This window comes from Streptomyces sp. AM 2-1-1, from assembly GCF_029167645.1.
GTDB lineage: Bacteria > Actinomycetota > Actinomycetes > Streptomycetales > Streptomycetaceae > Streptomyces.
Genome location: NZ_CP119147.1, coordinates 4,068,165 through 4,080,282 on the forward strand (window position 1 = coordinate 4,068,165; position 12,118 = coordinate 4,080,282).

General features: G+C 75.6%; 12 protein-coding genes. 6 read left to right on the forward strand and 6 right to left on the reverse strand.

Annotated features, from left to right (window positions below; genetic code table 11):
• The first annotated feature begins 197 nt into the window (after positions 1–197).
• The 3 genes from PZB77_RS17780 to PZB77_RS17790 all read left to right on the forward strand — a co-directional run bounded on the left by PZB77_RS17780 (position 198) and on the right by PZB77_RS17790 (position 2,447).
• Complete coding sequence (locus PZB77_RS17780) at positions 198–425, forward strand: hypothetical protein (protein WP_275493585.1); 228 nt, start codon at positions 198–200, stop codon at positions 423–425.
• Positions 418–1,866: an Nramp family divalent metal transporter gene (locus tag PZB77_RS17785; RefSeq protein WP_275493586.1), complete on the forward strand. Its 1,449-nt coding sequence runs from the start codon at positions 418–420 to the stop codon at positions 1,864–1,866. Before PZB77_RS17780 ends, PZB77_RS17785 begins: the two co-directional genes overlap by 8 nt.
• Before the next feature lie 113 nt (positions 1,867–1,979).
• On the forward strand, positions 1,980–2,447 hold the full coding sequence (locus PZB77_RS17790) for a hypothetical protein (RefSeq protein WP_275493587.1): 468 nt from the start codon (positions 1,980–1,982) through the stop codon (positions 2,445–2,447).
• Between the two features lie 45 nt (positions 2,448–2,492).
• On the opposite strand, the gene PZB77_RS17795 is transcribed toward PZB77_RS17790, so the two are convergent.
• The gene (locus PZB77_RS17795; RefSeq protein WP_275493588.1) at positions 2,493–5,006 is read right to left on the reverse strand and encodes a helicase C-terminal domain-containing protein; all 2,514 of its coding nucleotides are present in this window, start codon (positions 5,004–5,006) and stop codon (positions 2,493–2,495) included.
• Between the two features lie 72 nt (positions 5,007–5,078).
• On the opposite strand from PZB77_RS17795, the gene PZB77_RS17800 reads away from it, so the two are divergent.
• The gene (locus PZB77_RS17800) at positions 5,079–6,521 is read left to right on the forward strand and encodes a hypothetical protein (protein ID WP_275493589.1); all 1,443 of its coding nucleotides are present in this window, start codon (positions 5,079–5,081) and stop codon (positions 6,519–6,521) included.
• A 124-nt stretch (positions 6,522–6,645) separates the two neighbouring features.
• Entirely contained in the window at positions 6,646–7,281 is a 636-nt protein-coding gene (locus PZB77_RS17805) for an HAD hydrolase-like protein (protein WP_275493590.1), read from the forward strand.
• Between the two features lie 42 nt (positions 7,282–7,323).
• Here PZB77_RS17805 and PZB77_RS17810 read toward each other — a convergent pair whose 3' ends face one another.
• On the reverse strand, positions 7,324–7,563 hold the full coding sequence (locus PZB77_RS17810; protein ID WP_275493591.1) for a hypothetical protein: 240 nt from the start codon (positions 7,561–7,563) through the stop codon (positions 7,324–7,326).
• A gap of 186 nt (positions 7,564–7,749) precedes the next feature.
• Here PZB77_RS17810 and PZB77_RS17815 point away from each other — a divergent pair, with 186 nt between their 5' ends.
• Positions 7,750–8,133: a cold-shock protein gene (locus PZB77_RS17815; protein ID WP_275493592.1), complete on the forward strand. Its 384-nt coding sequence runs from the start codon at positions 7,750–7,752 to the stop codon at positions 8,131–8,133.
• Between the two features lie 217 nt (positions 8,134–8,350).
• Here the strand turns inward: PZB77_RS17815 and PZB77_RS17820 are convergent, their stop codons facing one another.
• The 4 genes from PZB77_RS17820 to PZB77_RS17835 are packed head-to-tail and all read right to left on the reverse strand — an operon-like array spanning position 8,351 to position 11,959.
• Positions 8,351–9,232, reverse strand: coding sequence for a 1,4-dihydroxy-6-naphthoate synthase (locus tag PZB77_RS17820; RefSeq protein ID WP_275493593.1), 882 nt, complete (start codon positions 9,230–9,232; stop codon positions 8,351–8,353).
• Positions 9,216–9,911, reverse strand: a complete 696-nt coding sequence (locus tag PZB77_RS17825; protein WP_275493594.1) for a futalosine hydrolase — start codon at positions 9,909–9,911, stop codon at positions 9,216–9,218. The genes PZB77_RS17820 and PZB77_RS17825 overlap by 17 nt, the downstream gene beginning before the upstream one ends.
• Positions 9,912–9,970: 59 nt before the next feature.
• Positions 9,971–10,450, reverse strand: a complete 480-nt coding sequence (locus tag PZB77_RS17830; protein ID WP_275493595.1) for a DUF2771 domain-containing protein — start codon at positions 10,448–10,450, stop codon at positions 9,971–9,973.
• Positions 10,451–10,477: 27 nt separating this feature from the next.
• Complete coding sequence (locus PZB77_RS17835; protein WP_275493596.1) at positions 10,478–11,959, reverse strand: MFS transporter; 1,482 nt, start codon at positions 11,957–11,959, stop codon at positions 10,478–10,480.
• Positions 11,960–12,118: the final 159 nt, after the last annotated feature.

Here is a 12,118-nt window from a genome sequence, read left to right on the forward strand (position 1 = left end):
GCCGACCCGTCCGGGGCCGGGCGGCGGGCCCCGGAGGGGTCGGGCCCCTGCCCCGGAAATCCCCGGCCCCAGACGCCCCCCGGCTGTCGAAGTCCCCGGGCCCCCGATGTCCGGCCCCGGCCCTCACCCTCACGGCCCGCCGGCCCGGTCGGCCCTTCAGCCTCCATCCGCCTCCTCCGTACGGAGAGGAACACGCGATGACCAGCACGTCCCATTCGCCCGGCAGGCCCGCTGTCCGTCCGACCGTCCGCGTGGTGACCGGCCTCTACGTGTTCGCCGCGGCGGTCGGGCTGCTCCTGGGAGGCCCGGTGGAGCAGTGGTGCGCCGCCGCCCTGATCGCCGTGGTGGGTCTCCGGCTCCTGCCGTCCCTCCGCAGAACGCCGTCGGGGCGCGGTGACGACGGGGAGGAGGACCGCGGTGTTTGACGCTCGGGCCTACCGGCGTGTCCCGCAGGGTGTCCTCTCGCCTCCCACGGGGGACGAGGCGCCCGGCCGTCCGCCCGCCGAGGGCGCACCCGCGGCCGCACCGGAGGCCCCGCCCGCACCCGAGGCGTCACCGCTGCCGGCGGGCGCGCGGTCCGCGGCGCCCGCTTCGGAGGCGACACCGGCTCCTGAGACGGCACCGCCGCCGTCGGCCGCACCGCCCCGCTCCCGGCCGGGGGCGCTGCGGGTGAAGCTGCTCCTGGCCATGCTCGGGCCCGCGCTCGTGGTCTCCGTGGCCTATGTGGACCCCGGCAACTACGCGACCAACATGACGGCCGGGGCGCACTACGGGCCGCTGCTGCTCTGGGTGGTCGCCCTGGCGAACGTCCTCGCCGTCTTCGTGCAGTACCTCGCGTGCAAAGCGGGGGTCGCCACCGGGCAGGACCTTCCGCAGCTGTGCCGTGCGCACGCCCCCCGGGGCGTCACGCGGGCCCTGTGGGTCCAGGCCGAACTGGTCGCCATGGCGACGGAGTTGGCCGAGTTCGTGGGAGGTGCGGTGGCCCTGCACCTCCTCATCGGCGTGCCGATGTTCCCCGCCGCGTGCATCGTGGCCGGCTGTTCCCTCGTGCTCGTCGTCCTCGCCCCCGAGGGGAGGCGGCGGTTCAACCTCGTCATCGCCTCCCTGCTGCTGGTGATCCTGGCCGGGTTCGTCTACCAGTCCCTGGTCTCCGGCTCCTGGGGCGGTGCGATCGAGGGCATGCGGCCCCGCTTCGCCGACAGCCAGAGCATCCTGCTCACCACGGGCATGGTCGGCGCGACGGTGATGCCGCACGTCATCTACCTGCACTCGTCCCTCGGACGCTCCGCGCCCGGCGCCGCCCCGGCGGAGAAGCGCCGTACGCTGCGCGCCCACCGGGCCGCGATCGTCCTCGCGCTCGGCGTCGCCGGGCTGGTCAACGCCAGCATGCTCACCATCGCGTCGGCGGCCCTCCACGGAGGGGGCGGGGAACGGACGGAGACGCTGGAGGGGTTCCACCACGGGCTCGGCCAGGCCTTGGGCCCGGCCGCCGCGCTCGCCTTCGCGCTGGCCCTGCTCGCGTCGGGCCTCGCCTCCTCCGGCGTGGGCACGTTCGCCGGGCAGGTCATCATGAGCGGCTTCCTCCGCCGGCGTGTCCCGATCACCGTGCGCCGTCTCGTCACGATGACACCACCGCTGCTGATCCTGGCCCTCGGCGTCGATCCGACGCTCGCTCTCGTCCTGAGCCAGGTGGTGCTCTCCTTCGGCATCCCCCTGGCCCTGGCTCCGCTCCTGGTCTTCACGGCGCGGCGCAGCGTGATGGGTGGCCTCGTCAACCGTCCGGTGACCACCGTCGCCGCGGCCGTCGTGGTCCTCGTGATCAGCAGCCTCAACATCTTCCTCGTCGTCCGCGTGGTCGGTGGCTGACGGACGCGGTCCCCGAACGCCCGTCGCGGGAACCGCGACGGGCGTTCTCCGGTCAGGAGGGGAGAGAGCCGCGCCGTCCGTCGCGGCGGCGCGTTCCCCGAGGAGGTACCCGCGTGCGAGAAGGCCCCGCCCCGGCCGGAGCCGCCTCCGAGGACGAGCTCCCGGACGGCCCTTCGCCGGCGGACGCGCCGCCCTGCGCCCCAGGGTGCGGCGGGTACCCGGTGGCGCACCTCGTCGCCGCCGCCGGGGTGTACGCGGCCACCGTGCGGGTGGCGGAGGCGTGGGAGGAGTGCCCGCTCGGGAACGACGCGAGCGGCAACGCCGGACTGACCGTGACGATGACGGCCGTCTGGTTCTGCGTGGCCCTGCTGCTCGGTCTGCTCCAGCTCACCCTGCGCCGGTGGCCGCTGCCGGGCGGGCGGCCCGTCCGGTGGATCGCGCCGCTCGTGGCCGCCGTCGCGCTCCCGGTCCTCTACCGGGCCGGGATGGAGTGGCCGTACCACCCGCCCGGAGGCGACTGCGTGGACGGCTTCCCGGTCTTCCCGTTCACGGGGAAGACCGGTCCGTACTCCGCCGGCTGAGCACCGCCGGGGCCGCCCCCGCGACGCCGGCCGGCCCGGCGCGCCCTACTCGTCCGCCAGTTCGGCCACGCCCGTGATGCGGTGCAGCGGATAGGTGCGGACCTCGTCGGCCGTGTGGTCGTACGCGGTGACGAAACCGCCCTCCACCCGGACCGGGGCGATCACCCGCTGGCTCGCGGAGCCCTCCGCGTTGACGTAGCCGATCCAGAGCGTGGAGCCCGTCATCGCAGCCGCCTGGACGGTCGCGAGGGTGTCCGCCGGCGTGGTGCGGGGGAGCGTGCCGGGGGCGGAGGGGGCGCCCTGTGCGCCGGGTTCCTTGCGGACGACCGTGGCGGCCGTGTCACCGGCCCGGATCGCCCGTACCGCCGCGCCGAGCAGCGTGGCGTCCGGTACCGGCGGTCCTTCGGGTACGGGGACGGGGGCGGCGCGCGGCGGGGTGCGGCGGGCGCCGGCGCGGGTGATCAGCACGTCGCCCTCGGCGGACTCGGCGGCCGGGGCGTACCCGAGGTCGCGCAGCCCGTCGAGCAGCGAGGAGGGGTCGGTCTGCGCGGCGAGGACGGTCGGGGCGAGCCGGCGCAGCCGCAGGACCGCCGAGCGCTTGTCGGCGAGGATCTCGTTGAGCACGGACGCGTCGTCGCAGCGCACGTACGCGGACGCGGCGCCGATCCGGAGGTGGCCGTGGCGCCGGGCCACGTCGTCGATCAGGTAGGTCAGCGGCTGCGGGACCGGGGTGCGGCTATGCGCGGCGAGGAAGGCGTGCAGGTCGGAGGCGCTCTGCCCGGCGTCCAGCGCGCGGCGTACCGAGCCCGGGGTGAAGCGGTAGACCGTCGCGCCGCCCTTGGACTCGACGTCGGCGAGGACCGAGAGGACGTCGGCGAGTGGGCGTTCCAGCGGCCCGGGGGCGACGGCGGTCAGATCGGCCTGGAGCAGGACGTGGTCGAGCGGTTCCGGGAGCAGCGGGGCGAGCAGGGCGGCGGCCTCGGCCGCGCTCCCCGCGCCTTCCCCGGTCCTGGGGGAGGCCGGGAGGAGTGCGCGTGCCTGCGAGGAGAGCGCGCCGCGGCCGGTGATGCCGAGGAGTTCGGCCTCGTTGACCGTCCAGAGTGCGATGCGCGACCGCAGGTCGGCGCTGTCGGCGAGGGCGCCGGCGCTCTCCGGCCGCGGGTGGACGTCACCGCGCGAGCCGCCGCGCAGCGGGCGTTCCCAGCGCAGCCGGTCGAGCAGGGTCGCGGGGTCGGGCGCGGTGCCGGGCGGCAGTGCGGCGAAGAGGGCGAGCACCCGGCGGCGTACGTCGGGTGCGGTGGAGCGGTCCAGTTCGGGGCCGAGCGCGGAGAGCGCCCGCCCTTTGGCGTCCTGGCCGCCGACCAGCCCGGCGGTGCGGGTGGCCGCCAGCCAGGCGAGCGCGAGGCGCGTCCACCGCTGGGCGGCGGGGAGTTCGAGCCAGTCGTCGGACGCGGGAGTGGCGGCGTACCGTTCGTCGCTCTCGCCGTTCGCCGCCAGCAGCCCGGTGGCGTACGCGAGTTCGACCCAGAACGCGGCCACCGGCTCCGTCGTGTCGAGGGCGCTCGCGACGCGCTTCAGCTCCCGCACGCTCAGTCCGCCGGAGCGGAGCACGGTGGGACCGCCGCCGTTCCAGAGCTTCAGCAGGTCCTCGACGGTGGAGAGGGCGAGGAACGCCTGTCCGGCCGCCGCTCTGTCCACAGCCTGTGGATCGCGTTCGGCGACCGCCTGGACGACCGGGGGAAGCGGTTCCGGTACGCGGTGGGCCCGCCCGGCCCGCAGGTGCAGCGCGGCCTCCCGGGGCAGCACGACCGTGCGGGCCGACACCGGGAGCAGCAGCCCGCGGTCGCGCAGCCAGCGGACGGGCGGGGTCGGGTTCGGTGTGATCTCGCCGTACGGCGGCCCCCACACCAGCCGGTCCAGCACCGACAGCGCTTCCACGGGGGCGGAGTCCAGCAGTTCCGCCATCCGCGTCCGGTCGGTGAAGAGCGAGGTCAGCGCGGCCACGGCGGAGACCGGGTCGTACGTGGCGGGGAGCCCGGCGGCGGTCAGGATCTCCTGGAGGCGGCCCGGCGACATCCCGGCGGTGGCCTCGGCGACGGTCGGCCCGAGCCCGGTGGGGGAGGGGTGCTGCGGGGACGGCGCGAGCAGTTCCCGGGCGGTGCGCACCAGGTGCAGCCGCTCGTCCTCGCCCCACACCAGGGCCTGTTCGCGCAGGGTCGCCAGGGCGCCCGGCAGCGCCGCCGTGATCGCCGCCCCGGTGTCGTCGTGCTGCGCGCCGTCGTCCAGCCCGTCACCGGTCAGCAGGCGCAGCAGCGTGTCGTACGGGGCCGGGTCGGGTGCCACCGCGAGGGCCTCGGCGGTCTGCAGCGCGAACCGGTCGAGGTGCTCCAGCGCGCGCACCACGGAGGCCCGGGTGCCGGCCCGGGTGGCGAGCTGGGTGATGTCGCCCGGCACCGGCGTGAGCAGGTCGGGGCGGGCGCGCAGCAGCTCGGCCAGCGCTTCGTCGCCGCGTGCGCGCAGGGCTTCGGCGAGCGTGCGCGGTGGTGTGGTCGTCCCCATCCGTCCCACGGTAGCCCCTGGAACGCTACGGTCGGAGCAGGTCAGCCGGAGGGAACCGAGGGGACGGGTCACGTGGGGATCGAGAGCGACCAGCTCGTCTACGAGTATCTGAGCCGTGTCGGGGACCTGGCGCAGCGACAACAGCTGTCCTCCGGGGCCCGGATGAAGCTCGTCGGCCGGGTGCGCGACGAGATCGAGAGGCAGCGCACGAAGGCCGGTGCCGACTCGCCCGCCGCGGTGCGGCGCATCATCGGACGGCTGGGCGAACCCGGCGAACTGGTCGCCGCCGCCGCCGAGTCGGCCGGCGGCGGGGAGTCCGCACCGCCCTCGGCGCCGCTGCCGCCGCCGCGTTCGGCAACGCCCGCGCGGGACACGGCGGACGGGCCCGGTGACGCTCCGGCAGATCCGGTACCGGGGCCCCGGCGCGGGGTGTTCCGCCCCCGGTCCGCCGCCCCCGTGGCCGAGGGGGCGGAGGAGTCGGCGGAAGAGCCCCGCGAAGAGGGTGCGCGGCGGGGCGCGTCGCCGTTCCGCAAGGAGCGGGAAGACCGGGAGACCCGGGAGGGCCGGCGAGCGGGACGACCGCACAAGCCCCGCGCGCCCCGTGAGCCCCGCGCGCCCCGTGAGCCCCGCGCGTCCCGTGAGCCGCGCGCGTCCCGTGAGCCGCGTGCGGTGGACGGGGCGGACAGGGCGGAAGGGAAGGTCGGGGCGAAATGGGCGGAAGGGGCGGAAGGGGCGAGCGGGGTGGACTGGGCGCAGGAAGCCACCGGTGACACCTACTGGCCCGATCCGTCCGCCCCGCACGTGATCGGCCTGGACCGGCTCGGCGGCCCGGGCGGCGGTGACACCGGCGCGGACCGGGAGTGGTGGCGGGTCGAACCGGGGCCGTTCGGCGAGTTCGGCGACGGCGTGCGGGTACCGGGGTTCGTCGGCGGGATCGAGATCCCCGAACTGCTGCGGCCCCCGCTCCGCCCGCGCGAGGAGGACGACCCCGCGGACCCGGACGCGGCGAAGCCCGGCGCACCCGCCGGTCCCGCGCCCGCCGGTCCCGCGGCCGCCGCGGAGAAGGCGGCCACCCCTCCCGCACCCGCCCGCAGACGCCTGCCGCTGCCCCGGATGCGCCGCCGCGCCCCGGCCCCGGTGGCCGCCGCCGTGGCCGACCCGGTGCCGGCCGGGCGCCGGCTGGGGCACCCCCTGCTGCTCCTCGCCGCCGCGCTCCTGGTCGCCGGCGCCGTGATCGGCTCGTGGCCGGCCCTCGCGGGCGGCTGGCTCCTCGCGTACAGCTCCCGCGCGCTCTCCCGGGCCGAGGCGAAGTGGGTCGCCCTGGGGCTGCCCGGCGCGGTCGCCGCCGGGGCGGTGGTGTGGGTCTGGGGCCGGATGCGCGGGCGCTGGGGCGAACCGATCGCGGAGGGGGCGATGGGTGACGCGCTGACGGACCTGTGGCCGGTGGTGCTCCGCACGGCGGCGGTGGTCTCGGCGCTCTACCTGGTCCGGCGGGCGCGCCGCGTCCGGGGGTGAGGCACCCGCGGACGGGGCCGGAGCAGGGTCACCCGGCCGGTGCGGGGGCGGCACACACCGCCCCCGGCCCCGTTCACGGGCCCGCGGCCCCCGCCCCGACACGGAGTGCGGCCGGGTCGGCACAATGGCGGGCATGGCTTCGCACACTCTGACGGTCGGGTTCGACCTCGACATGACGCTCATCGACTCCCGGCCCGGCATCAAGGCCAACTATCTGGCGCTCTCGCGGGAGACGGGGGTCTCCATCGACGCCGACCTGGTCGTGAGCCGGCTGGGGCCGCCCGTCGAGGACGAGCTGGCCAACTGGTTCCCGGCGGACGTGGTGGCGGCGACCGCCGACCGGTACCGGGAGACCTACCCGCGCCACGCGATCACCCCGACCACCGCCCTCGCCGGGGCGCGGGCCGCCATCGAGGCCGTGCAGGCCCTGGGCGGCCGGGCGATCGTCGTCACCGCGAAGTACCAGCCCAACGCCGAACTCCACTGCACCCACCTCGGCCTCACCCCGGACCTGGTCATCGGGGACCTCTGGGCGGAGGGGAAGGGCGGGGCGCTGCTCGCCGAGGGCGCGCAGGTCTACGTGGGCGACCACGTCGGGGACGTACGCGGCGCGCAGGTCGCCGGGGCGCTGCCGGTCGGCGTCACCACGGGCCCGTGCGACGCCCGGGAGCTGCGGGCGGCGGGCGCCCAGGTGGTCCTCGCCGACCTCACGTACTTCCCGGACTGGCTCCAGGGGTACGAGGCCGGGCGCACCGCCTGAGACCACCGCCGCCGCCCCCGCACCGGGGTGCCCGGCGTCGGGTCAGGGGCGGCCCGCCGCCCTGCGCGGGGAGTTCGACCACACCGAGCGGACGACGCCCGCGGCGGCGATCAGGAAGCCGGCCCCCATGAGCATGCAGACCGCGTACGCGATCGACGGAAAGGGTTCGGTCCCGAGGAAGAGGGGGGCCACCGTGACCAGGGTGGCCAGTGCGCCGACGAAGAAGACGATCGCGCCGATCCGGACCAGCTGGTCACCCGCGCCTGAAGGAGTAGTGCTCACTCCGTAAGGGTAAGGCCGTTCCACGCCCGGTTTCCGCTGCGGGACATTGGCCCGGCGACGTCTTGTCCCGGGCTCGGGGGCCACTAGCCTGAGAAGCGGCGGGTCCTCGCGACCCGCTCTCCTGCTGTCCGGGGCCGTTTCCCGGCGGCTCCCCACGCATCGACGAGCGACGAGGACGAGGACGAAGTGCCCACCGGCAAAGTCAAGTGGTTCAACAACGAGAAGGGCTTCGGCTTCCTCTCCCGGGACGACGGCCCGGACGTCTTCGTCCACTCGTCCGTCCTGCCCGCCGGGGTCGACGAGCTCAAGCCCGGCCAGCGGGTCGAGTTCGGTGTGGTCGCCGGGCAACGCGGTGACCAGGCGCTTTCCGTGACGATCCTCGACCCGACGCCCTCCGTCGCGGCGGCCCAGCGCCGCAAGCCCGACGAACTGGCGTCGATCGTGCAGGACCTGACGACGGTCCTGGAGAACATCACGCCGGTGCTGGAGCGGGGCCGCTACCCCGACAGGGCGGCCGGCGCGAAGATCGCCGGTCTGCTGCGCGCGGTGGCCGACCAGCTCGACGTGTAGCCGCCGCCCGCCGGACGTCCTCACGCCCGGCGCCCGGTACACCCCTCACCCCGCGACACCACCGACGGCGGCCCCGCTCCGGGGCCGCCGTCGGCGTGCGTCTGGCCGGAAACCGCCCCGGCGCGGCGAGGAGCCGGGAGGACCGGGGTGCGGGGCCGGCCGGGAGCGGGCCCGGGGACACGGCTCAGGGGAAGGCGAGCGCGTCCGGGGACACGGCTCAGGGGAAGGCGAGCGCGTCCGGCGCGAGGGCCGGGACCAGCCCTTCCGCCGCCGCCCGCGTGAGCAGCCCGCGGATCGCCGCGTACCCGTCCTCGCCGAGGTCGGCCGTGAACTCGTTGACGTACAGCCCGATGTGCTGGTCGGCGACGGCCGGGTCCATCTCCTGGGCGTGCTCCAGGACGTAGGGGCGGGAGGCCGTCGGGTCGTCCCAGGCCATCCGGACCGAGGTGCGGATGGCGTCGGCCAGCGCGTGCAGGGTCTCGGTGCCCAGCGAGCGCTTGGCGATGATCGCCCCGAGCGGGATCGGCAGCCCGGTGGTCGACTCCCAGTGCCGGCCCATGTCGGCGAGGTTGTGCAGCCCGTAGTTCTGGTAGGTGAAGCGGGCCTCGTGGATGACGAGTCCGGCGTCCACCTTCCCGTCGCGCACGGCCGGCATGATCTCGTCGAACGGCATGACGACGACCTCGCCGACCCCGCCCGGCACGGTCTCGGCCGCCCAGAGGCGGAAGAGCAGGTAGGCGGTGGAGCGCTCGCTCGGTACGGCCACCGTCCTGCCGGTCAGGTCGGCGCCCGGCTCGCGGGTGAGGACGAGCGGGCCGCAGCCGCGGCCCAGCGCGCCGCCGCACGGCAGCAGCGCGTACTCGTCCAGGACCCACGGCAGCACCGCGTAACTGACCTTCAGCACGTCGCCCTCGCCGCGCTCGGCGAGGCCGTTGGTGATGTCGATGTCGGCGAAGGTGACGTCGATCGGGGCGGCGCCGGGGACCCGGCCGTGCGCCAGCGCCTCGAAGACGAAGGTGTCGTTGGGGCAGGGGGAGAAGGAGATCTTCAGCGCGGCGTCCGTGCCGGTGGCGGTGGCGCCGTCAGTCGTTGCGGTCATGGTGGGTCCAACCTTCCAGTACGGGGATGAGCTTCCCGAAGGCCCCGGTGAGCGCGGTCAGCGCGTCGCCGATGCGCCAGGCGTCGCGGTCGCGCGGGCCGACGGGGTTCGACACGGCCCGGATCTCCAGTACCGGCACGCCGAGGGCGCCGGCGGCCTCGGCGACGCCGAACCCCTCCATCGCCTCGGCGAGGGCGTCGGGGTGCGCGGCCCGCAGGGCGGCGGCGCGCTCCGCGCTGCCGGTCACGGTGGACACGGTCAGCACCGCGCCGGTCGCCGCGCCGGTGGCGGCGGCGGCCTCGCGGACGAGCCGGGCCGGCGGGGTGTGGCGGTCCCGGCCGAAGCCGAGTCCGGTGACGGGGACGAAGCCCTCGGGGGTCTCGGCGCCCAGGTCGGCGGCGACGATGCCGCCCGCCACGACGAGCGAGCCGACGGGAGCGGCGGGTGCGAACCCGCCCCCGATCCCCGCCGACACGACGAGGCCGTACGGCCCGGAGGCCAGGGCGTACGCGGTGGCGGCCGCCGCGGCGGCCGGCCCGACACCGCCGGCCAGTACGTCCAGCGGGCCGGTGCGGTGCAGTTCGGCGCCGGGCACGCGGCGCACCTCGCAAGCGGCCCCGGACGCGCGTGTGACCGCGTCCCGTTCGGCGGGGACAGCGGTCACGACGAGCACGCGCACGGGCGGGAAACCTCCGGCCCTCCGCCGGGCGGAGGGGGTGGGACGGGTGGAGAAGCGGATCAGCTGCTCTTCTTGAGCTTGAAGTGCCAGACGCCGATGAGCTTGGAGCCGTCGGTCTCGACCACGCTGACCTGGGTCTCGTTGCTGGTCTCGCCGGTCTGGCTGGAGAAGAACGCGCTGCCGGTGATCGACCGGTAGGTGTTCTTGTACGGCTCCTGCTCGGCCTGCTGGCCGTCGATGAAGAGGGTCCAGCCGTGGTCCGCGACCTCCGGGTCCACGCCGAAGCGCACCCGGTCGTCCATCTCGACGTCGACCGTCTTGTCGGCCTTCTTGTTGAGGCATCCCTGGATGAGGGATTCCTTCAGCGGATCGCCGTCGTTGTAGCAGGCGGCCTCGGTCGACACCGAGGTCGTACCGACCGTCACGGTGGCGAGCGGCGTCGGCTTGTCGCAGGCGGACAGGACGAGGAGTCCCGCGGACACGGCACCAAGAGCGACGCCGATTCGACGGCTCTTACCTGAGAAGAACGCAACGGTCATGGGCCGAAGGCTATCGGTCGCTCCGCTTCACGCCACGCGGGGGTGCGGTGAGCCGCGCCGCGCGGAGGTCAGGAGACCCCGTACGGACGTCGCCGCACCGAGCGCGAGGATTCCGGCGGCGACCGACATGCCCAGCACTCCGTTGAGCGGGAGCGCGATGCCGATGCCGCCGCCGACCACCCACGCCATCTGCAGGATCGTCTCCGACCGGGCGAACGCGGAGGTCCGGACCTCCTCCGGCACGTCGCGCTGGATCATCGCGTCCAGCGACAGCTTCGACAGCGCCTGGGTGAAGCCGGCGACCGCCCCGAGCACGGCGACGAAGACCGTGGAGAAGAAGAGCGCGGCCAGCACCGCGGCGCCCAGCGCCATCGCCAGCACCGTCGCGATGATCACCTCGGGGCCGCGCGCCCGGAGCAGCGAGCCCACCGCCGTACCGCAGGCGTTGCCGGTGCCGGCCGCCACACCGACGATGCCGAGCGAGACGGCCGCGCTCTGGCCCGACAGAGGCTCGTTCCGCAGCAGGAACGCGAGGAAGAAGATGAGGAAGCCGGAGAGCGCGCGGTGCGCGGCGTTGGCCTGGAGGCCGTGCAGCACGGAACCGCCGACCGACCGGAGCCCGGGCGGGCGCTCCCGCTTCTCCCTGGTCCGCTGCCCGTCCACCCCCCGGCGCCCGGTGCGCCGCGCACGGAGCAGGGTCGAGCCGGTCCGGCCTCCGCGGCAGCGGGCGGCGGGGGCGGGACCGGGCGCGGCGGGGGCGGGCGTGGCCTGCTCCTCGGCGAGGCGGGCCCGGCGCTCGCCCTTGGCCGAGTCCACCTTGGGCGGCAGGGTGAAGGCGAGGAAGGTGCCGCCGAGGAAGATCGCGCAGGCCCCGTAGAGCGGCCACGCCGATCCGATCATCTGGAGCCCCGCGCCGATCGGGGCCGCCACCCCCGTCGCCAGCAGCCCGGCCAGGGTGACCCTCGAATTGGCCTTCACCAGGGAGAACCGGGGTGGCAGCAGCCGCGGCACGACCGCGCTGCGCACCACCCCGTACGCCTTCGAGCAGACGAGCACCCCGAGCGCCGCCGGGTACAGCTCCAGGCCCCCGGTGGCGACCGCCGCGGACATGGCGACCGCGAGGACCGCGCGCGCCAGCATCGCGCCCGCCATCGCCGCCCGGCGGCCGTGCGGCAGCCGGTCCAGCAGCGGACCGATGACCGGGGCGAGGAGGATGAAGGGGGCCATCGTGATCGCCAGGTAGAGCGCGACCCGGCCCCGGGCCTCGTCGGTGGGGACGGAGAAGAAGACGGTGGAGGCGAGGGCCACGGTGATCATCACGTCGCCCGCGCCGTTGACGGCGTGCAGTTCGATCAGCTTGCCGAGCCCGGACTCACCGGCGCCGTGGGCGTGCGTCACCCTGCGCAGGGACCGGCCGGTCCCGAAGAACCCCGTGTGCAGCGCACGGCTCATCGACCGGCCCGCTCTGCGGAGGGGGCCGGAGACGTCGTGCGACCGGACAGAAGCCACTTCGTCATACTGCCCCAACCTCTCCGGGACGAACCGACGACCGCGCCCGGTCTCGTCCACGAGGGCGCGGACGGCGGTACGGGACGGGCGTACGGCCCCTCCGGAGCCGGGAACGGACGCGGTGGCCCGGGCCGGAATCCTCCCCGTCACGCATCGAAC

What these genes read in the sequence shown, in the direction of transcription:
- PZB77_RS17830 (WP_275493595.1), bottom strand. Translation starts at nt 10,450, where the DNA reads ATGACCGTTGCGTTCTTCTCAGGTAAGAGCCGTCGAATCGGCGTCGCT.
- PZB77_RS17805 (WP_275493590.1), top strand. Translation starts at nt 6,646, where the DNA reads ATGGCGGGCATGGCTTCGCACACTCTGACGGTCGGGTTCGACCTCGAC.
- PZB77_RS17795 (WP_275493588.1), bottom strand. Translation starts at nt 5,006, where the DNA reads ATGGGGACGACCACACCACCGCGCACGCTCGCCGAAGCCCTGCGCGCA.
- PZB77_RS17780 (WP_275493585.1), top strand. Translation starts at nt 198, where the DNA reads ATGACCAGCACGTCCCATTCGCCCGGCAGGCCCGCTGTCCGTCCGACC.
- PZB77_RS17820 (WP_275493593.1), bottom strand. Translation starts at nt 9,232, where the DNA reads ATGACCGCAACGACTGACGGCGCCACCGCCACCGGCACGGACGCCGCG.